Origin of the sequence: Pseudomonas brenneri, from assembly GCF_007858285.1 — a bacterium.
In the GTDB taxonomy this organism is placed as follows: Bacteria; Pseudomonadota; Gammaproteobacteria; order Pseudomonadales; family Pseudomonadaceae; genus Aquipseudomonas; species Aquipseudomonas brenneri.
The window spans coordinates 119,877-139,615 of sequence record NZ_VFIL01000011.1; the positions used below are offsets into that span (position 1 = coordinate 119,877).

Sequence of the window (19,739 nt, forward strand, 5' to 3'; positions counted from 1 at the left end):
GGAATTTCTCCTGTTAGTGGGCGACGGCCGCAGCGCCGTGTTCGTCGATCAGCGCACCGTTGTGGAAACGGTCGATGGAGAAAGGTGCCGCCAACGGGTGCATTTCACCCTTGGCCAGGCTCGCGGCAAATACGTTGCCTGAGCCGGGGGTGGCCTTGAAGCCACCAGTGCCCCAACCGCAGTTGAAAAACATGTTCGGGACCGGGGTCTTGGAGATGATCGGGCACGCGTCCGGCGTGGTGTCGACGATGCCGCCCCACTGGCGGTTCATGCGCACCCGCGACAGCACCGGGAACATCTCGACGATGGCCTGGATGGTGTGTTCGATCACCGGGTACGAACCACGCTGGCCGTAGCCGTTGTACCCGTCGATACCGGCGCCGATCACCAGGTCGCCCTTGTCGGACTGGCTGATGTAACCGTGTACGGCGTTGGACATGATCACGCTGTCGATAATCGGCTTGATCGGCTCCGACACCAACGCTTGCAGCGGGTGGGATTCGATCGGCAGGCGAAAACCGGCGAGCGAAGCCATATGCCCGGAGTTACCGGCCGTGACCACACCGACGCGCTTGGCACCGATAAAGCCTTTGTTGGTTTCCACGCCGATGCACACGCCGTTTTCCTTACGGAAACCGATGACTTCGGTCTGCTGGATCAGGTCTACGCCCAAGGCGTCGGCGGCGCGGGCAAAACCCCAGGCCACGGCATCGTGACGGGCTACGCCGCCGCGCCGTTGCACGGTGGCGCCGAGTACCGGATATCGAGTGTTTTTTGAGCAGTCGAGGTAAGGGATTTCGTCCTCGACCTGCTTGGCGTTGAGCAGCTCACCGTCCACACCGTTGAGGCGGTTGGCGCTGACGCGACGCTCGGAGTCACGGATGTCCTGCAAGGTGTGGCACAGGTTGTAGACGCCGCGCTGGGAGAACATCACGTTGTAGTTCAAGTCCTGGGACAGGCCTTCCCACAACTTCATCGCATGTTCATAAAGGTGGGCCGACTCGTCCCACAGGTAGTTGGACCGTACGATGGTGGTATTGCGCGCGGTGTTACCGCCGCCCAGCCAGCCTTTCTCGACCACGGCCACATTGGTGATGCCGTGTTCCTTGGCCAAGTAGTAGGCCGTCGCCAGACCATGCCCGCCGCCGCCGACGATGACCACGTCGTAGACCTTTTTCGGGGTCGGCGTGCGCCACATCTTCTGCCAGTTTTCGTGATGGCTGAGGGAGTGCTTGAAGAGGCCGAAGCCCGAGTAGCGTTGCATAGTCATTACTCCAAAACCGCGCTCAGCGATAAACCGGGAAATCAGCGCACAGGGCAGACACGTGCTTGGCCACGTTGGCCTCGACATCGGCATCGCCGAGGTTGTCGAGGATGTCGCAGATCCAGCCGGCCAACTCGACGCACTGCGCCACTTTGAAACCGCGCGTGGTCACCGCCGGGGTACCGATACGCAGGCCCGAGGTCACGAACGGCGACTGCGGGTCGTTGGGCACCGCGTTCTTGTTGACGGTGATGTGGGCGCGACCGAGGGCTGCGTCTGCGTCCTTGCCGGTGAGGCCCTGGCGGATCAGGCTGACCAGGAACAGGTGGTTATCGGTGCCGCCGGACACCACATCGTAGCCACGCTTGATAAACACGCTGGCCATGGCCTGGGCGTTGTCGATCACCTGCTGTTGATAAGCCTTGAAGCCTGGCTCCATCGCCTCCTTGAAGCACACAGCCTTGCCCGCGATCACGTGCATCAGCGGGCCGCCCTGTGCGCCCGGGAACACGGCGGAGTTGAGTTTTTTCTCAATCTCTTCGTTGGATTTGGCCAGGATCAAACCGCCACGTGGACCGCGCAAGGTTTTGTGCGTGGTGGTGGTAACCACATCAGCGTAAGGCAGCGGGTTCGGGTACAGGCCGGCGGCAACCAAGCCTGCGACGTGAGCCATGTCGACGAACAGCAGCGCACCCACTTTGTCTGCGATCTGGCGGAAGCGCGGGAAATCCAGGGTCTTGGAGTAGGCAGAAAAACCGGCCACGACCATTTTTGGCTTGTGCTCGACGGCCAGGCGCTCGACTTCGTCGTAGTCGATCAGCCCGGTGTCGGTGTTGATGCCGTACTGCACCGCGTTGTATAGCTTGCCCGAGGACGACACCTTGGCGCCGTGGGTCAGGTGACCGCCGTGGGCCAGGCTCATGCCGAGGATGGTGTCGCCGGCATTGATCAGCGCCAGGTACACCGCGCTGTTGGCGGACGAGCCGGAGTGCGGTTGCACGTTGGCATAATCGGCGCCGAACAGCTGCTTGGCGCGCTCGATGGCCAGGGCCTCGACTTTATCCACATGCTCGCAGCCACCGTAGTAGCGCTTGCCTGGATAGCCTTCGGCGTATTTGTTGGTCAGGCCGCTGCCCTGGGCCTGCATTACGCGCTTGCTGGTGTAGTTCTCCGACGCGATCAGCTCGATATGATCTTCCTGACGCTGCTCCTCGGCATTCATGGCCGCCAGCAGTGCGTCGTCATATCCCTGGATCTGGTCTTGTTTGCTGAACATCGCGTCTCTCCCAGCCTTTCGTATTGTTGAGGCCCGTGCAGGGCCCTTTGATGCGATGGTAGGGCCGGCGCAAACAGACCAAATGCCTGCGCACGCCACGCAAAGGTGCGTTTACGACATGGCCTGGGCAAATGCTAACTGGAGGCCGACAAACTGTAGGAGCGAGCTTGCTCGCGAAAAACCTGAGGGCGCTGCGTTCAATCTGGCCGCCCGCGTTATCGTTGACGTTTTTCGCGAGCAAGCTCGCTCCTACAGGGGGTTAGGCGATGATCTGACGGAGGAGTAATAGCAGGAGAAAATGCAAGGGATAGAGGATGTAGGCCCAGCGGCGCATGGCCGCAGGCGAGGCATTTTTGGCATGTCGCAACAAGACCAATCCGGCCAATGGCGCAATCAGGCACATGGCCAATCCCGACAGCGCCACACCGTTGCCGCTATCCAACAAAACCTGCCACTGATTGGCAGCCACACACACCAACCCCGGCACCACGCTGAAATACCAGGGGCGACTGAACACCAGCAGCATCGCCAACGGCAGCAATACACCAAAAAAACCGAACATCAGGCTCGACGAAAATACCGCCGCCAATAACAAGGCGATCAGCGCCAATCCACGATCAAAAAGCACCTTCTGCAGCCATCCCCGGGCAACCAGCAAACCCAGTGCCAGGGTTGGCAGCACATTCAATGTATCGGCATCCTCGATAAACATCCGATACGGCACCTCGCTGATCGCACTGAACAGCAGCAACCAACCCAGGTAACGCCATTGAAAGGTCGCAGGTCCATCCTTGACCCGGTGCAGGTTCGCCGCAATCGCCAGGCAAAACCACGGGAACGCCAGGCGCCCCGGTACGTAAAGGCCATCGAGGTTCAAGCCGACATAACGCAAGTGATCGAGCACCATGCACAGCAGGGCCAGCCATTTGAGCAGGTCGAGGGCGCCATCGCGCACGCGTCCTACAGGAATCGTTTCAGTACCGTGCATAATTCCCCAGAGACTTTGCATTAACAGTGCGTGCGCCCGCCGGATATTCTTGGTTAAAGTGCGCACCAACATCGACCACAGGAACGGGCCATGACCGACAAGAGCCAACAATTCGCCAGCGACAACTATTCCGGTATCTGCCCGGAAGCCTGGGCCGCCATGGAACTCGCCAACCAGGGCCATCAACGCGCCTATGGCGACGATGAATGGACCCACCGTGCCGCCGACGGTTTCCGCAAACTGTTTGAAACCGACTGCGAAGTGTTCTTCGCCTTCAACGGCACCGCCGCCAACTCACTGGCCCTGTCGTCCTTGTGCCAGAGCTACCATAGCGTGATTTGCTCGGAAACCGCCCACGTCGAGACCGACGAATGTGGCGCACCGGAGTTTTTCTCCAACGGCTCCAAGCTGCTCACCGCCCGTACCGAAAACGGCAAGCTGACCCCGGAATCGATCCGCGAGATCGCGCTCAAGCGCCAGGATATCCACTACCCCAAGCCCCGCGTCGTGACCCTGACCCAGGCCACCGAAGTGGGCAGCGTGTACACCCCGGATGAAATCCGCGCCATCAGCGCCACCTGCAAGGAACTGGGGCTGAACCTGCACATGGACGGCGCACGCTTTTCCAACGCCTGCGCCTTCCTCGGCTGCTCACCCGCGGACCTGACCTGGAAAGCCGGCGTGGACGTGTTGTGCTTTGGCGGCACCAAGAACGGCATGGCGGTGGGCGAAGCCATCCTGTTCTTCAACCATAAGTTGGCCGAAGACTTCGACTACCGCTGCAAACAGGCCGGTCAACTGGCGTCGAAGATGCGATTCCTTTCCGCGCCGTGGGTCGGCCTGCTGGAAAACGATGCCTGGCTCAAGCATGCGCGTCACGCCAACCACTGCGCGCAGTTGCTCAGCAGCCTGGTGGCGGACATTCCCGGTGTGGAGTTGATGTTCCCGGTGCAGGCCAACGGCGTGTTCCTGCAACTGTCAGAGCCGGCCATTGCCGCGCTGACAGCCAAGGGCTGGCGCTTCTACACCTTTATCGGCAAGGGCGGCGCGCGCTTCATGTGTGCGTGGGATACCGAGGAAGAGCGCGTACGTGAACTCGCGGCGGATATTCGCGAAGTGATGGGCGCCTGATCTCAGACTTGTCGGCGATGGCGCCCTCAAGACCGCCACCGCCGGCAAGCCGATTTCTACAACTGGAGGGGTTGCAAGGCATCCCACTGGTCAATAGGCCCGGGATTGTTTTCGAACGCCCCACCGCCAAATGTCACCGCCAGTTTGTTCACCGCATTCAAGGCTGTGGTCACAGCGCCCTCGGCCCAGCCACCGGTCCAGGAGATGTCATCTCCCGACAGAATGAAACCGTCCGGCTCGCCCTCCTTCACACCGCTCATGAACTGGGAAAACAGCAGTCGCTGATACTCATACTGCCCCGGCAGGTTCATCTTGAAGGCACACAGGTAAAACGGCTCGTCTTCCCAGTTGATCTCGACAAAGGGGTCAACCATGCCGAACTCGGCGGCCAGGTTCAGTTGCGTGTTGGCGTACACGGTATCCAGCAAGGTTGTGCACAACTGGACATGGGACGGCAACGGCGCGCTACGGTCTCCCAGAAACTTCAGACTGTCATCGTTCCAGGTATATGAAAGAAACATCCCGCTGCCCTTGTTCACCCCGTTACCTGGGCCGTAGTCCAACAGGTATGTGCCACGGGTCAGGCGATCCGACAAGGTCACGCTCATCTTGTAGCGACCACCCTCGAGATCACTCCAAAACGGCCGGCGGGTGGTGGCGAAGATTTTCGCCGACTGCATGTAGTGGGTATACATGACCGCCTCCCAGGTAGCCTGGGGCAGCAAATTGTTCATTGAGGTAAAACGTTCCTTGCCATCCATATAGCGGAACTTGTCGAGTATCCGCACGTGTGGCGTATAGACCACACTTTTAAAGTTGCGCAGGGTGTCGCTGTCCAACTTGTTGTCATGCAGGTACACATCGAACGTGCCATTTTTCAGGCGAATGATCTGCCGGACCTCCTGGTTGAGAGGATCGGCGATTTCCCGACGCGTCAGACTCTCCACAGTCGTGTCCGCCGGCCAATGGACCAGAGCGTCGCCGAACGAAGCCGGCGTGCCGCTCCATAAGCGCTGGGGCAGTTCGCTGGAGCCGTCGTACATCAAGGTATGGTTGGTATCCAGGCCGGTATAAAGCACCCGCAGCACTTCCAGGAAACAGTTTGGATAGTCCGTGTTCCAGCCGCCAGTGCCGAAGCCGATCTGGCCAAACAGGTCGATGTCTTCACGGCTCCACTTGGCCTGTTCGACCATGGCGGCATAGAAACTGAGGCCATCCCATCCCGCCCTCAGGATCGTGTTCCAGATGGCCTTGATTTCGTCCTGATTCACCTGCCCCTCACTCATCGCAGCTTCCATGTCAGCGAAACGGATCGGGTCCTGCGCCAGAAAATCGTCGAAGAACATGTCCTCGATTCTTCTGTATTTATCCGGGAGATTATCGCGCTCGTAATAAGTCTGCTCATTCTTATAGTCGACAACGGTACTGGGCGCAGCAGGTGAACCAGGGTTGGGAAAGTCCGCCGAATTGGTGCTCATCCCAACCTTATCAAAGTAGTGCATCAACGCCTTGCCGGATTTGGGAAAGCGCATGGCTCCCAACTCACAAATCACCCGGTTCTGGGGGTCGTTGCGATCACCTACCACGTGGGAGTAGAGCCGCCCACCGATACGGCCAGAGGCCTCTACCACAATCGGATGCAGGCCCATGCGCATGGCCTCATAGGCAGCAACCAACCCGGATACGCCGGCACCGACAATCAGCACCTGGGCCCCCAGTTGCTCCTCGGGGACGCGACCCAGAGGCTGCTTAAGCATGGCCGCCCGCAATAAATACCAGGCGTAATGAAAAGGGAAATCAGGAATCAGCGCCGTAACGTTGTTGTTCAGCAGCCGTTGGGCACCTTGGGAACGGGAGGGAATTGCAGACATGATTGCTTCCTTGCAGGTTGGTTGGGTGATTGTCCACCCTCTACTACAAGGCTAAAGGTGACTGCGACGGGACTGAGGATCAGCCTAGAAGATCTTCTAGGCTGCAGTTATATCGCTTTGCAATAAGACTGCGGGGCTCCATCGCCATTAACGAAAACCCATTACTTACGAAAAGTCTGAAGTGATTATTTATAGATCACGATTCAATTGGCTCATCAGTTATCCGATGCTGCGGAACTCACTATAAAAACAAGCCGTGAATCTATGACCACCCTATCTGACAAGACGGCTCCTCCCGTCACACCCGGCCTGAAAATCGAGACCCGTTCCATTGACTATGTGCCGCGCAACGAACGGCACGGCAAAGTCTGGCACCAAGGTCCCTTTTGGTTCACCGGCAATTTCGTCCTCACCACCATGGTTACCGGGTTCACCGGTGCTGCACTGGGCTTGAGCCTGGTCTATGCAATCCTGGCGATTGTCATCGGTGTGGGCCTTGGCACTTTCGCCATGGCCTTCCACGCCAACCAAGGCCCGCGTATGGGCTTGCCGCAGATGATCCAGTCGCGGGCCCAGTTCGGCCTGCGCGGGGCGATCGTGCCGTTCATTGCCGTGATCTTTGTGTACATCGGCTTCAACGTGTTCAACGTGATTCTCGCCACCGATGCCATCAACACGGTCCTGCCGGGGAGCCGGGCGCCGTGGTATGCGCTGATGATCATCCTTGCGGTGGTGATTGCGGTGATCGGCCATGACTTGCTGCACACCGTGCAACGTTGGCTGACCTACGTGATGATCAGCGTGTTCGCGGTGCTGACCGTCGCCGCCTTGATGAGCCTGTCAGCCGATGCGGCGGTGGCCGAGGCGCATTTCTCCTGGTCAGCGTTCCTGATCCAGCTCAGCGCCGCCGCCGGTTATCAGATCAGCTACGCCGTCTATGTCTCGGATTACTCGCGCTATCTGCCTCACCAAACCCCGTCGCGCCGGGTGATTTTCTGGACATACCTGGGCGCTGCCGGCTCGGCCCTGTGGCTGATGTCCCTGGGCGCGTTCCTGGCCTCGGCCCTGCCTTCGCCCGATGCCATCGGCAGCGTGCGCACCGTGGGCAACCAAGTGATTCCCGGCTTCGGCACCTTTACCGTGCTGATCGCGGTGCCAGCGCTGGTTGGCATCATGGCAGTCAACTGCTATGGCGCGATGCTGACCGGTATCAGTGCCATCGACGGCTTCGTGAAGATCCAGCCGCGCCTCAAGAGCCGTGTCATCGGCATCGGCCTGGTAGCGGTGATCATTTTCCTGATTGCCTTGAGCATTCCTGACAGCTACCTGGCCAGTTTCAACACGTTTGTGCTGCTGATGCTGTACTTCCTGGTGCCGTGGACCGCCGTCAACCTCGCGGACTTCTACCTGGTGCGCAAAGGCCAATACGCCATCAGCGACATCTTCAACCCCGCCGGCATCTATGGCCAATGGGGCAAGGCAGGCCTGGTTGCGTACTGCCTGGGCCTGGTGTCGATGATCCCGTTCATGTCGCTGAGTTTCTATGAAGGGCCGGCCGCCGTGGCGCTGGGCGGGGCTGACATCGCGTTCGTGATTGGCCTGGGCGTTTCCACGGCCATCTATTGCATGATGAGCCGCAACCTTGACCGTGATGCCGAACGCCGAGCCATTGTCGCCAGCGAAGCCATGCTGGAAGGTAATAATCCATGAATACCCTACGTGTCGTCTGTCACCAACTCGCACCGCGCATCGCCGATGTGGAACACAACCGCGCACTCAGTGCCGAGGCTATTCGCGGTGCGGCGGCGCTGGGCGCGCAGGTGGTGGTGTTGCCGGAGTTGATGCAAAGCGGCTACGTGTTCAATGACCGTCATGAAGCCCTGGCGGTCTCCGAGGATCTGGATGGCCCGACACTCACCCTGTGGAAAGCCCTCGCGAGCGAGCTGGGCATCATTGTCGTGGCCGGGTTTTGTGAGCGGCTGGATGCTGGCCGCCTAGCCAACAGTGCAGCGCTGATTGAACCCGACGGCAGGCTGACGGTGTACCGCAAGGCGCATTTGTGGGGTCGCGAAAAATTGATCTTCACCCCCGGCAACGAGCCCCCACCGCTGGTCGAAACCGCTGTCGGACGCATCGCCATGATGATCTGCTACGACCTGGAATTGCCCGAGTGGGTACGCCTGGCGGCACTGGCCGGGGCCGACCTGCTCTGCGCTCCCGTGAACTGGCCGGACGGCCCGCGCCCAGCTGACGAGAGGCCGGCAGAAATAGTCCGGGTCCAGGCCAATGCCGCAGTCAACCGCATGTTCATCGCCGCTTGCGACCGTCATGGCGAAGAGCGGGGCGTCAACTGGGTGGGGGGATCCGTGATTGTCGACGCCGATGGCTACCCCTTGGCCGGTGCAGTCTCACATCAGAAAGAACAGCGCCTGGTGGCTGACCTGCCGCTGGCCCAGGCCAGGGACAAATTCATCAGCGAGCACAACCACGTACATCAAGACCGTCGGCCGGTTTTGTACTGAACCCTGCGCTGCATACTGGCGAATTGCCGAGACTGTTTTTTGATATTTCTGACAGCTACCAACCCGTTTTTCATGGACTAGGATCTTGGAACCCGCAAGGAAAAGGCCGCTGCAGAGGCCGCCTTTTGGGCCAGACTGCCTGCCGAACAATCGGCCGGAAACGGAAATCCAGCAGAGGGCTACACCATGGAAAATCAAAACTTCGGCAACATCCTGCAAAATGACACTCAACTATCAACCACCCTTGTCGGCTGGGATGACTTCAGGAAACTGGCGCAAGTCGGTGACATCATCCAGGAACCTGGCAGGACGTTGAGAATCACTGAAAAAGTCTTCGAACCGACAGCTTCTGGCGAGCAATTCACGATCCACATCTACGCACGTTAATCCTACCGCCTGATCGTTCCCACCTTCGCGGGGGAACGATCAGCGGGGGATTAGAACTCGATGCGCACATCCCCCTTGGGCACGCTGCAGCACGACAGGATGTAACCCTCGGCTTCGTCTTCCTCGGTGATGCCGCCGTTGTGCTCCATTTCCACTTCGCCGCCCAGCTTCATGACCTTGCAGGTCCCGCAAATCCCCATACCGCAGGCCTTGGGGATCAGCAGGCCGAGCTTGGCCGCCGCCGCATGGACTGTTTCGCCCGGCGCCACACGGATGCTTTTCCCAGACGCAATGAACTCCACCTGGTGCAGGTCCGCCTGGTCAACTTCCGGCGCGTCCGCTGCTTGTTCGGCTTGCTCCACCGCGTCGGCACGGGCTTCCGGCGGCGTGGCGCCGAAAGACTCCTCGTGATAACGCGCCATGTCGAAACCGGCCACTTCCAGCAAGCGCTTGACCGCATTCATGTAGGGCGTGGGGCCGCAGCAGAACACTTCGCGCTCAAGAAAATCCGGCACCATCAGTTCCAGCATCTTGTGGTTCAGGTACCCGCGATACCCGGCCCAGGGTTCACCCAGACCGTGCTTCTCGCAGATCAGGTGCAGGCTGAAGTTGTCGATCCGCGAGGCCATGTGTTCCAGCTCACGGTGGTAGATGATGTCTTTGGGCGAGCGCGCGCTGTGGATAAACGTCATATCGACATTCGCGTTGGTGTCATAGAACCAACGGGCCATGGACATCACCGGCGTGATCCCCACGCCACCGCTCAGGTACAACACCTTCGGGCTCGGGAAGTCGATGGCATTGAACAACCCCACCGGGCCGTGTACCGCCAGCTCTTGCCCCTCATGCAGGGTGTCGTGCAGCCAGTTGGAAACCCGTCCGCCCGGTACGCGCTTGATCGTCACCGAAAAGCTGTAGGGCACCGACGGCGAACTGGAAATGGTGTAGGAGCGCATGATCGGCTGACCTTCGATTTCCAACTCCAGGGTGACGAACTGCCCCGGCTTGAAAAAGAACAGGATCGGCTGGTCAGCCATAAAGCAGAAGGTGCGCACGTCCCAGGTTTCCTGGATGACTTTGACGCAACGGACAATGTGTCGACCATTGGCCCAGGTCTGGGTGGTGACAGGATTCAGGAAGCTGTTGGACATGCTGTTCTCCACGGCCGTAGTTCGGCTTGATGCTGGCGATTCTGCGTAAGGCCGCTACCTGCCATTTACCTATCTGCGACATTCGCATACTTATCGCGACCAGCCCCCATACCACTGGGGTTGCGCGTCGGGAACAGAGTGGGCCATGTCGTTAATGGATAAGGTTGCGGGCACCGCCGGGCCCACACTCGCAGCCAACAACGACGCTTTCTTTACGCCTTGCTGCAAACCTGATTAGCCACTTATCGCGGCCACACAGAATGGCCTTGAGGACACACACGATGGACGTCACCGCAACCCTGAGCTTGGGCGATCCGCTGGAACCCGCACGCAAGGCCACCGCACAAATGCTGCAAGAACGCGAGCGCACGTTCTCGCTGCCGCAGCCGTTTTACTCTGACCAGCGACTGTTCGATATCGACATGCAGGAGATCTTCCAGAAGGAATGGTTGATCGCCGGCATGACTTGCGAAATCCCCACCAAGGGCAACTACCTGACCCTGCAGATCGGCAAAAACCCGATCATCGTGATTCGTGGTGCCGAAGGCGTGGTGCATGCCTTTCACAACGTCTGCCGCCATCGCGGTTCGCGCTTGTGCACCAGCGACAAGGGCAAGGTCGCCAAGCTGGTTTGCCACTACCACCAGTGGACCTACGAACTCGACGGGCGCCTGCTGTTCGCCGGCACCGAGATGGGCACCGACTTCGACATGAAGCAATACGGCCTCAAGCCAGTGAACGTGAAGACCGCCGGCGGCTACATCTTTATCAGCCTGGCCGAGAACCCGCCGGCCATCGATGACTTTCTGTCGACGCTGAACCACTACATGGAACCCTACGACATGGAAAACACCAAGGTGGCGATCCAGACCACCTTGTTCGAAAAAGCCAACTGGAAACTGGTGCTGGAAAACAACCGCGAGTGCTACCACTGCAACGCCTCGCACCCCGAGTTGCTGAAAACCCTGCTGGAATGGGACGACGTCACCGACCCTCGGGCCGACCAGGCCTTCAAGGACCACGTCGCTGCCTCTGCTGCCGCCTGGGACGCCGAGAAAATCCCTTACGCCCACGCCAGCTTCGGCCTGCGTAACCGCATCGTGCGCATGCCGCTGCTCAAGGGCACCGTCTCCATGACCCTGGATGGCAAACAGGGCTGCAAAAAATTGATGGGCCGGATCCAGAACCCGGACCTGGGTTCGATGCGCATCCTGCACCTGCCCCACTCGTGGAACCACTGCATGGGCGATCACATCATCGTCTTCACGGTGTGGCCGATCAGCGCCCAGGAAACCATGGTCACCACCAAGTGGCTGGTACACAAGGACGCCGTGGAAGGTGTGGACTACGACGTCGAGCGCATGCGCCAGGTGTGGGACGCGACCAATGACCAGGACCGTCGCCTGGCCGAAGAGAACCAGCGTGGGATCAACTCCACCGCTTACCAGCCAGGGCCGTATTCCAAGACCTATGAATTTGGCGTGGTGAACTTTGTGGACTGGTACAGCGAACGCATGCTCAACAACCTGGGAGCGGCACCGGCGCCATACCTCAAGGGCGTTGCCGCACACGAGTAACTGACCCACCGAGCATCAAACTGTGGGAGCGCCAGTCAGTTAAGCCTTTTTGTAGGAGCGAGGGGGACGCCTAGTTCTTGCTCGCGAAGAACTTGAGAGCGCCGCGTTTACCTAGCAAACACGCGTTATCGTTGACGTCCTTCGCGAGCAAGCTCGCTCCTACAGAAAGCAGAATCCGCTTAACTGACTGGCATTAGGGCAAGCCAGCTCCCACAGTTTGGCTCTCCACTTGGTCAGAAATTGATCATCGCGCCGCCAGCCCGCTGTTACCCTGCCCTCCAGCCATCGCCCAACAACTTATCCACAAACCCACCCACAGCAATTGTGGGCAACTGCTCTCTCCCCTCGAAATAAAACCAAGAAAATCCGTGACTTATTCAAATAAGCGGGTTTCACCCTATATTGATCATATTTCAACCATAAGCGTACAGGCCACGTTTTACATGGCCTACAGCAGAACGCAAACACCTTATCCACAGAAGCGCCAACAGACTTTGGGGGCAACTTTGGCCTATCTGTGGAAAACCATCTGAAACCGAGCAAAATCGAGGCTTTGCGCGAAGATTCAAGCTGAAATGGCAATATTGATCATATTTCAACCAGACCACTACAAGCCTTTATCTATAAGGCCTGTAGCGGGTAGCGAACATCTTATCCACAGAAGCACCAACAGACTTTGGGGGCAACTCTGGGTCGGAGTTTTTCCTTATCCACAGAAAAAGCCCAGTAAAAACCGTCGCTTAGGTTGGTTGTTTTTCGTACAGAGGGCTGTAGGGCTTGATTCTATTGGGATGTGGACAGCCGCGAACAGGTTATCCACAGGTGGGTTAACAGGGATTGTGGGTAAGCCGATTCGACTATATGAACCTTCCTCCTTGAGGCGGCCGACACTTTTATAGTTCATAGGCTCCGCCCAACCACGCTATGACCAGAATGGCTAGCGTGAACAGGGTGAATAGTAAAGGGGCGACCATCCAGAGTTTTAGATTCCCAGGTACGCTCTTCACTTCTTCAGGAAGAACAAGTTTTCGCCAATAGAACATCTGAGGCATCAATAACACAGCAGCTATCGCCATTAACCGGACAGGAGCGCCTTTAAAGTGTTGGTTGCGAAGCATGTTCTTGGTGTCATTAATAAAGATGCTTTTTTCAAAATAACTCTCTGCAATTTCAAGCTTTGTATGTGCTAGATACACATCCAAAGGCATTACTAGCAGCATGCAGATGGCTGCGATTATTCCAGTAATTTCTAGGATCATCTGTAGCGGCCCTACTACCCCAACCTTAGTAGTCTGTGATGGTTAACACCTGTAAATCAACAACAGCCCAGAAACAATCATTACAACCAACGAAAACATCGTGAACAAAAATGGAATAACCATCCACAACCTGAGACTTCTAGGAATATTTTCCACATCGTCAACAAGCACCAAACCTCGCCACTGAAAGACCCGTGGCATAAGAATGACGAGCGCAACAGCGAACAATCGCTTTACTTTCCCATCAAAAAAACCACCTTGAAACATGTATTTGAACATCACAACAAATGAACTGTATTTCAAATAACCTTCAACCTCTTCGACTTTTACGCATGCCACAAAAAAATTGATCGGCAAACTTAAAACCACAAAAATTGCCGACCATATACTAACGAACTCCAGATTCATTGGTGGTTCCTTGAAAGTTCATACAGGCGCGAGCCTGCGATCTCACCCGTCTTATTTCCTAACAGGCCAATGGATGCACCTCCGGCGGCGCCACCAACAATGGCGCACCCAAGCGCCCCCGCTCCTCCGGTAGGTATACCAAACACAACAGCGCACACAGCAACTCCAAGAGCCGCTCCCACTTCGCCTCCCAACACTGCGCCCCCCACTCCGAATGCAAGTTTGCCCCCCTCCACATACTTCGCCTGCGTACACTCCTCCTCACGCCCCAACGAACACGCCTCCCTAACGCCCAGCGCACTCACCCCAACATCCAACGCCAAGCCAATATAAGTACCTTTTTTCAACAACTCCGAAGCCCTGGCTACCCGCTTAACGGTTTGCTCATACCCGCGAATTTCTCCCTGATGCAAATAGCTTTTACTGGAGATCCCTAACATCCTTTTGATCGAGCCTGCATTTTTGAGCCCGGAGCCAAAACGGGCCATTCCCCGGAGTTGGTTGTCGAGACGAATGAACAAGGCTCTACGCTTTACCAAGAACTCATCCTTTGCGCCCAAAGTGCCCTTGCTCAAGTACTGCTTATGTAAGCCGTCGATATCCTTCAGGGTATTTTCGATACCCTCCAAATGCTTGCTCCAGGCACTGCTGGCACTGCCGATTCCAATGGAGGCATCGGCCATGATGCTTTTCAATTGATCGTAGTTTTCGATCAAGAATTGATCAGCCGCGGAGTGAGCCAAAAGCGCACGTTTTACATTTTCTGCCGACTGCATCAACTGCGCCTCTTCAGCCGTGCAGGAGGCTGTACGTCTGTCCTCGATAATCACCAGTTGCCCAGGTAATACCACGGTGTTGCGGATATGTGGGTTGAGGGTGTCGAACTTGGTATGGATATGAGGATCAAGCGACAAGCTTAGTTTGAGCAATGAATAGGGTTGTGGTCGTTCGTTGATAAATGCATAAGGTCCCTGCATTGCCTGCACCTCCCCGGACTGTAGCGTCCGACTATAAGTAGGCACCACAGCAGGTGTAAGACGAGGAAGGGGCTGTTATGACGGATTCAGAAGTGGACTACGCAGGTTGGAAATCCGGCTGACAACGCTTGCAGTCTGCGCCCGATCACATCCAATAAATCACAGCCGTCGCGCAAGGGAGTGACGCAAGGCTGGGGGCAACTCTGGATCGGGCGTCTCCCTTATCCACAGATGGGTCAACAAGGATTGTGGGTAACCGCAATCAAAGATTATGGATACTGCATCAAATAGGCTTCACCGGTCACAGCCAGCATCGGGTGTGGGGTTATCTGACAACTGCCGACAATACGAAAACCATGGCGCGTGTAAAACCTCAGGGCCCCCGTATTGGCCGCATAGTCAATCAGACTCAAGCCAATAAGCCCCAGGCGGTCGGCCCGCTCTCGGGCATGGGCAAGAAATTGCACGCCCAGGCCTTGGTTACGCCAACCTTCGTACAGCGCCAGGCTGGAAATATATAAGGTATCGGGGATTTCCAGGTCCGCGTAGGGCGCAAGGACGGGATCGGTAACCGGCTCTGCATCCGGGTCATGGCGCATGACATAGCTGTGCATCATGCCCACCACCGCGCCTTCCGATTCGGCGATCAGGCAATTCTCATAGGAGAAATCCACCCCCGAACGTGCATAACGACGGGTACCAACGTCCACAAGGTCCTGGCCCGGCTCTGCCAGTTGGCTCCAGATGTAAGCGGCAGCGCCCTCCGAAGAAATCAGAAACAGGCGGGCAATATCACGTGCATCGGCAGGTAGTGCCGGACGAAACAGGATGGGCATAGGGCTGATTCCTTTAGTTGAAAGTTCTTTGTTTAGTCGCCCTCCATGGTGCCGGCAAATTCACCGGCAATCGCATGTATGAGTGATTATTTCGGCCCTATCGAACCACGCCTTCCTCAATCAGCAATTTGAGAATCGCGTCCGCACCCGCCTCAGGACCGATGCCCTTGAGCACCTGCCCACCGCCGCCACTGGCCTTGGCCGTCGCAGCCTTCATGCGGTCGGCGCCGCTCTTGGCCTTGATCACCTTGAGACGTTTGGGTCGAGGCTTGGCCGGTTGCAGCACGGCGCCGGTGAATAACTCATCGTCCACCACCTGCACGTCATGCTCCTGTAGGAGGCCGCGCTGGGCCGGGCCATAGGCGCTTTGCCGAGGCTTGGGCCCGGCGTTATCCACCGTGGCCAGGAACGGCAGGCGCACCTTCAGGCGCCGCCGCTGCCCACGCGGCAAGGCTTGCAGCACATGGGCCACACCGCTGTCGATGGACTCTACCTGGGCCAGCCCGACAATCAGTGGCCAGCCCAATTGCTCGGCTAACAGGAAGGGCAACATGCCCGAGCCTTCGCCGGTTTCCGCCTGGCTGCCGGTAAGCACCACCTGGGCGCCAGCGTCCCGTAGATAGTCGCCGAGTACCGGCAAGGCATCCGCGCCGGCCGGTTGCTCCAGCACATGCAACTGCGCAAGCCCCATGCCCAGGTAGGCGCGCAGGGTCGGTTCGGCGATGTCGCCGGCATGCAGCACTTGCAGGTTATCCCCAGCCAGTTGCAGCCCCAGCTCGACGGCACGCGCATCCTGCTCGGCGCGGCGTGGCCGGCCGGAGGTCGGGTGGGCGCCGATGGATACCAGGCTGATTACATGGGTCGTCATGGCCATATCCTTTGCTTATGCCGCATCGCGCTTGGCGCCGTTGCGGTGGGCCTGGACCGCAGCGATCAAGGCCCGGAGAATTTCAGCGCTGTCACCGATCACCGACAAGTCGGCACGCTTGATCATGTCGCAACCCGGGTCCAGGTTGATTGCCACCACCTTGTCGCAGGCCCCGATGCCTTGCAGGTGCTGGATCGCCCCGGAGATCCCCACGGCCACATACACCCGTGCGGTGACCCAAATACCACTGGCGCCGACCTGGCGATCACGGGCCATGAAGCCATCGTCCACGGCCACCCGCGACGCACCTTCGGTAGCCCCCAGGGCGGCAGCGGTCTGGTGGAACAGGTCCCAATCCTTGACCCCGTTGCCGCCGGAGAAAATAAACTCGGCCTCGGCCATGGGAATCGCACCGGGATCCACCGTCACCGCGCCCAAATCCTCGATACGCGGCAAGCTGCGCGCCAGGGTTGTGGATAACTCCACTGGCAATACTTCGTGTCGCGTATCGCTGACCGGATCGGCACACTCCACCGCCGCCAGGATCAGCCTTGGCAGCGCTCGCGCCAGGTCTTCCCGGCCCGCACCGGCACGGCCGATGCACTCGTTGCCCTTGATCTGCCACACCCGGGTTGCCGGGCGTTCCTTGAGGCTCGCCGCAAAACGCCGTCCCAGCTCACCGCCACCGTTGCGGCTGTCGGGCAGCAGCCAATGACGCGGGTTGAACAGGTTATCCACAGCCCGCAGGCCATGGACCCGTTGCTCCGGTGAATAACCGTCAAACTCGTGGCCGTCCAGCACCAACAGGCGGTCCACGCCGGCGGTGTCGAACGCGCTTTCCTTATGCTCGCCAAACACCACCGCCAGCACTGCACCGTCGCTGCCGGCGAGTTGCCGCGCCAGGCCCAGCAAGTCGCGGTCGTGGCTGCTCAGGCGGCCGCCGACCATATCCGGCACCACGTTGATGTAGAACGCCGGGGCTGGCACCTGGTGCAGCGGCAACTGTACTTGCACGGCTGCCGTGCGCTTGGTGGCGCCACCCTGCTGGGCGCCGCTGCGGTCGATACGCTTGATGCCGTTGGGGCCGATAAAACCAATGCCGTGCACATTCTTGCGGAGGATGCCGTTAGGCCCCATCCAACTGTGCTGCTCCGGTTGCATCGCCGCATGCAGCGGGTGCAGGCGGTTGCGGGCGATCCATTCGGCCCGTGGGTCGCGGCGGATAATGTCGCTCATCAGTGCACCTCCGCAGGTTCACGCGAATTCGGGGTCTTGGCCGGTGCAGGCTCTTCGAGCAAGGCATCCGCCACCAACTCGGCAATGTCTTTGATCAGTGGGCGTGGCTCGACCACCCCTTCGAGCATCGCCGTGCACTGTGGACAACCGACGGCCACCAGTTCGGCGCCGGTCTCGCGGATGTCTTCCATGCGCATGTCGGGAATGCGCTGCTTGCCAGGAATATCGGTGATCGGCGCGCCGCCCCCGCCGCCACAGCAACGGGAGCGAAAGCCCGAACGCTGCATCTCCTTGACCTCGATCCCCAACGCCCGCAGCACTTGGCGCGGTGCCTCGTACTCGCCGTTGTAACGGCCCAGGTAGCACGGGTCGTGATAGGTCACGCTGTTGCCTTTGTGCTGACCCAGGTTCAGCGCGCCAGCGTCGATCAGTTCGGCCATGTAGGTGCTGTGGTGCTGCACCCGGTAATTGCCGTCGAAGGCGCCATATTCGTTTTTCAGCACGTGGAAACTGTGAGGGTCACAGGTCACGATGCGCTTGAAACTGTACTTGGCCAGGGTCTGGATATTGCGTGCGGCCAACAGTTGAAAGGTGGCCTCATCGCCCAGGCGCCGGGCCACGTCGCCACTGTCGCGCTCCTCCAGGCCCAGCACAGCGAAGTCGACCTTGGCCGCCTTCAGCACTTTGACGAAGGCGCGCAAGGTCCGCTGGTTACGCATGTCGAAGGCACCGTCACCGACCCAGAACAGTACGTCGGTGGTGTGCTTATCGCCGAGCAACGGCAGGTTCAAATCCGCCGCCCAGTTCATCCGCCCGCCCGGGGCAAATCCACCGGGGTTGTCGGTGGCGATCAAGTTCTCCAGGACTTCGGCACCCTTGTTCGGCGTCGCGCCTTTTTCCAGGGTCAAGTGGCGGCGCATATCGACGATGGCGTCCACGTGCTCGATCATCATCGGGCACTCTTCGACGCAGGCGCGGCAGGTGGTGCAGGACCACAAGGTCTCGGCGTCCACCAGGCCGTTGACGATCGGTTGATGGGGGTTGCCACTGTGCTCGCCAATGGCCTTGCCCGGATACGGGCTGCCAGCGAACTTGGCATCGGTGCCACCGGCCAGGCCGACCACCATGTCCTGGATCAGCTTTTTCGGGTTCAACGGCTGGCCGGCAGCGAAGGCCGGGCACGCGGCTTCGCACTTGCCGCACTGCACGCAAGCGTCGAAACCAAGCAACTGGTTCCAGGTGAAATCCTTGGGTTTTTCCACGCCCAATGGCGCGCTTTTGTCGCTCAGGTCCAGCGGCTTGAGGCCCGTGGAACGGCCACCGCCAAAACGTTCGGCGCGACGGTGCCAGGCCAGGTGCAGGGCACCGGCAAACGCGTGCTTCATCGGCCCGCCCCAGGTCATGCCGAAGAACATCTCCGACACTCCCCACAGCACGCCCACACCGAGCAGCGCAGCCAGCAGCCAGCCCCCGAAGTCGGCGGGCAGGATCCCGGCCACCGGCAAAGTCACCAGGAAGAAACTGACCGAGAACGCCATCAGGCTTTTCGGCAGGCGCATCCACGGGCCTTTCGACAGGCGCGCGGGTGGGTTGCGTCGACGCAGATAGACGAAAGTGGCGCCGACAAACATCAATACCGAGGCCAGCAGCAAGGCGTAGCCGAGGATGCGATTCTGCAGGCCGAAACCGTGCACCAGAATCGCCAGCAACGCCGACAACACAAAGCCCAGCGCGGTAGCAACGTGGGTGTTGGCGATGTATTTGTCACGGGCGACCACGTGGTGCAGATCGACCATGTAGCGTTTGGGCATGGCCAATAGGCCGCCCAGCAGGTCGACCTTGGCGGCACGGCCACGGCGCCACATGTTCACCCGACGCAAAGCGCCGAGGACAGCGAGGCCCAGGGCTGCAAACAGGAGAATCGGAAGAAGGGTGTTCAACATGGTGAAGCTCCCACAGACCACACAGCTCTAATGTGGGAGCGGGCT

17 protein-coding genes are annotated in these 19,739 nt (G+C 59.0%); 5 read left to right on the plus strand and 12 right to left on the minus strand.

What is annotated here, in order from left to right; all coding sequences use genetic code 11:
• Positions 1-13: 13 nt before the first annotated feature.
• The 3 genes from FJD34_RS22630 to FJD34_RS22645 form a co-directional block, all read right to left on the minus strand.
• The gene (locus FJD34_RS22630) at positions 14-1,264 is read right to left on the minus strand and encodes a sarcosine oxidase subunit beta (RefSeq protein ID WP_032858636.1); all 1,251 of its coding nucleotides are present in this window, start codon (positions 1,262-1,264) and stop codon (positions 14-16) included.
• Between the two features lie 22 nt (positions 1,265-1,286).
• Complete coding sequence (locus tag FJD34_RS22635; protein ID WP_029296971.1) at positions 1,287-2,540, minus strand: serine hydroxymethyltransferase; 1,254 nt, start codon at positions 2,538-2,540, stop codon at positions 1,287-1,289.
• 259 nt (positions 2,541-2,799) lie between these two features.
• On the minus strand, positions 2,800-3,528 hold the full coding sequence (locus FJD34_RS22645; RefSeq protein ID WP_090292251.1) for a TraX family protein: 729 nt from the start codon (positions 3,526-3,528) through the stop codon (positions 2,800-2,802).
• Positions 3,529-3,618: 90 nt separating this feature from the next.
• On the opposite strand from FJD34_RS22645, the gene FJD34_RS22650 reads away from it, so the two are divergent.
• On the plus strand, positions 3,619-4,659 hold the full coding sequence (locus tag FJD34_RS22650; protein WP_032858640.1) for a threonine aldolase family protein: 1,041 nt from the start codon (positions 3,619-3,621) through the stop codon (positions 4,657-4,659).
• Positions 4,660-4,715: 56 nt separating this feature from the next.
• Here FJD34_RS22650 and FJD34_RS22655 read toward each other — a convergent pair whose 3' ends face one another.
• A complete protein-coding gene (locus tag FJD34_RS22655) occupies positions 4,716-6,530 on the minus strand; it encodes a flavin monoamine oxidase family protein (protein ID WP_065942702.1) in 1,815 nt (604 codons plus the stop codon).
• 264 nt (positions 6,531-6,794) lie between these two features.
• On the opposite strand from FJD34_RS22655, the gene FJD34_RS22660 reads away from it, so the two are divergent.
• From FJD34_RS22660 to FJD34_RS22670, 3 genes are all read left to right on the plus strand, one after another.
• Positions 6,795-8,240, plus strand: a complete 1,446-nt coding sequence (locus tag FJD34_RS22660) for a purine-cytosine permease family protein (protein WP_090292253.1) — start codon at positions 6,795-6,797, stop codon at positions 8,238-8,240.
• On the plus strand, positions 8,237-9,052 hold the full coding sequence (locus FJD34_RS22665; protein ID WP_090292254.1) for a nitrilase-related carbon-nitrogen hydrolase: 816 nt from the start codon (positions 8,237-8,239) through the stop codon (positions 9,050-9,052). Before FJD34_RS22660 ends, FJD34_RS22665 begins: the two co-directional genes overlap by 4 nt.
• A 186-nt stretch (positions 9,053-9,238) precedes the next feature.
• Complete coding sequence (locus FJD34_RS22670) at positions 9,239-9,439, plus strand: hypothetical protein (RefSeq protein WP_032858644.1); 201 nt, start codon at positions 9,239-9,241, stop codon at positions 9,437-9,439.
• Positions 9,440-9,489: 50 nt separating this feature from the next.
• On the opposite strand, the gene gbcB is transcribed toward FJD34_RS22670, so the two are convergent.
• A complete protein-coding gene (gbcB, locus tag FJD34_RS22675) occupies positions 9,490-10,590 on the minus strand; it encodes a glycine-betaine demethylase subunit GbcB (protein ID WP_032858646.1) in 1,101 nt (366 codons plus the stop codon).
• Positions 10,591-10,871: 281 nt separating this feature from the next.
• Here gbcB and gbcA point away from each other — a divergent pair, with 281 nt between their 5' ends.
• Positions 10,872-12,167 (plus strand): glycine-betaine demethylase subunit GbcA, encoded by a 1,296-nt coding sequence (gbcA, locus tag FJD34_RS22685; protein WP_032858648.1) that lies wholly within the window; start codon positions 10,872-10,874, stop codon positions 12,165-12,167.
• A gap of 893 nt (positions 12,168-13,060) precedes the next feature.
• On the opposite strand, the gene FJD34_RS22690 is transcribed toward gbcA, so the two are convergent.
• The 7 genes from FJD34_RS22690 to dgcB form a co-directional block, all read right to left on the minus strand.
• On the minus strand, positions 13,061-13,426 hold the full coding sequence (locus tag FJD34_RS22690) for a hypothetical protein (RefSeq protein ID WP_090292256.1): 366 nt from the start codon (positions 13,424-13,426) through the stop codon (positions 13,061-13,063).
• A gap of 42 nt (positions 13,427-13,468) precedes the next feature.
• Positions 13,469-13,834, minus strand: a complete 366-nt coding sequence (locus FJD34_RS22695) for a hypothetical protein (protein WP_090292259.1) — start codon at positions 13,832-13,834, stop codon at positions 13,469-13,471.
• The gene (locus FJD34_RS22700; RefSeq protein WP_090292262.1) at positions 13,831-14,811 is read right to left on the minus strand and encodes a hypothetical protein; all 981 of its coding nucleotides are present in this window, start codon (positions 14,809-14,811) and stop codon (positions 13,831-13,833) included. The genes FJD34_RS22695 and FJD34_RS22700 overlap by 4 nt, the downstream gene beginning before the upstream one ends.
• Before the next feature lie 269 nt (positions 14,812-15,080).
• Positions 15,081-15,647, minus strand: a complete 567-nt coding sequence (locus FJD34_RS22705; RefSeq protein ID WP_065942708.1) for a GNAT family N-acetyltransferase — start codon at positions 15,645-15,647, stop codon at positions 15,081-15,083.
• Between the two features lie 97 nt (positions 15,648-15,744).
• Positions 15,745-16,515, minus strand: coding sequence for an electron transfer flavoprotein subunit beta (etfB, locus tag FJD34_RS22710; RefSeq protein WP_032858654.1), 771 nt, complete (start codon positions 16,513-16,515; stop codon positions 15,745-15,747).
• A 15-nt stretch (positions 16,516-16,530) separates the two neighbouring features.
• Positions 16,531-17,751: an electron transfer flavoprotein subunit alpha gene (gene etfA, locus FJD34_RS22715; RefSeq protein WP_090292263.1), complete on the minus strand. Its 1,221-nt coding sequence runs from the start codon at positions 17,749-17,751 to the stop codon at positions 16,531-16,533.
• The gene (gene dgcB / locus FJD34_RS22720; protein ID WP_065942710.1) at positions 17,751-19,694 is read right to left on the minus strand and encodes a dimethylglycine demethylation protein DgcB; all 1,944 of its coding nucleotides are present in this window, start codon (positions 19,692-19,694) and stop codon (positions 17,751-17,753) included. The genes etfA and dgcB overlap by 1 nt, the downstream gene beginning before the upstream one ends.
• Positions 19,695-19,739: the final 45 nt, after the last annotated feature.

What these genes read in the sequence shown, in the direction of transcription:
- FJD34_RS22630 (WP_032858636.1), bottom strand. Translation starts at nt 1,264, where the DNA reads ATGCAACGCTACTCGGGCTTCGGCCTCTTCAAGCACTCCCTCAGCCAT.
- FJD34_RS22635 (WP_029296971.1), bottom strand. Translation starts at nt 2,540, where the DNA reads ATGTTCAGCAAACAAGACCAGATCCAGGGATATGACGACGCACTGCTG.
- FJD34_RS22645 (WP_090292251.1), bottom strand. Translation starts at nt 3,528, where the DNA reads ATGCACGGTACTGAAACGATTCCTGTAGGACGCGTGCGCGATGGCGCC.
- FJD34_RS22650 (WP_032858640.1), top strand. Translation starts at nt 3,619, where the DNA reads ATGACCGACAAGAGCCAACAATTCGCCAGCGACAACTATTCCGGTATC.
- FJD34_RS22655 (WP_065942702.1), bottom strand. Translation starts at nt 6,530, where the DNA reads ATGTCTGCAATTCCCTCCCGTTCCCAAGGTGCCCAACGGCTGCTGAAC.
- FJD34_RS22660 (WP_090292253.1), top strand. Translation starts at nt 6,795, where the DNA reads ATGACCACCCTATCTGACAAGACGGCTCCTCCCGTCACACCCGGCCTG.
- FJD34_RS22665 (WP_090292254.1), top strand. Translation starts at nt 8,237, where the DNA reads ATGAATACCCTACGTGTCGTCTGTCACCAACTCGCACCGCGCATCGCC.
- FJD34_RS22670 (WP_032858644.1), top strand. Translation starts at nt 9,239, where the DNA reads ATGGAAAATCAAAACTTCGGCAACATCCTGCAAAATGACACTCAACTA.
- gbcB (WP_032858646.1), bottom strand. Translation starts at nt 10,590, where the DNA reads ATGTCCAACAGCTTCCTGAATCCTGTCACCACCCAGACCTGGGCCAAT.
- gbcA (WP_032858648.1), top strand. Translation starts at nt 10,872, where the DNA reads ATGGACGTCACCGCAACCCTGAGCTTGGGCGATCCGCTGGAACCCGCA.
- FJD34_RS22690 (WP_090292256.1), bottom strand. Translation starts at nt 13,426, where the DNA reads ATGATCCTAGAAATTACTGGAATAATCGCAGCCATCTGCATGCTGCTA.
- FJD34_RS22695 (WP_090292259.1), bottom strand. Translation starts at nt 13,834, where the DNA reads ATGAATCTGGAGTTCGTTAGTATATGGTCGGCAATTTTTGTGGTTTTA.
- FJD34_RS22700 (WP_090292262.1), bottom strand. Translation starts at nt 14,811, where the DNA reads ATGCAGGGACCTTATGCATTTATCAACGAACGACCACAACCCTATTCA.
- FJD34_RS22705 (WP_065942708.1), bottom strand. Translation starts at nt 15,647, where the DNA reads ATGCCCATCCTGTTTCGTCCGGCACTACCTGCCGATGCACGTGATATT.
- etfB (WP_032858654.1), bottom strand. Translation starts at nt 16,515, where the DNA reads ATGACGACCCATGTAATCAGCCTGGTATCCATCGGCGCCCACCCGACC.
- etfA (WP_090292263.1), bottom strand. Translation starts at nt 17,751, where the DNA reads ATGAGCGACATTATCCGCCGCGACCCACGGGCCGAATGGATCGCCCGC.
- dgcB (WP_065942710.1), bottom strand. Translation starts at nt 19,694, where the DNA reads ATGTTGAACACCCTTCTTCCGATTCTCCTGTTTGCAGCCCTGGGCCTC.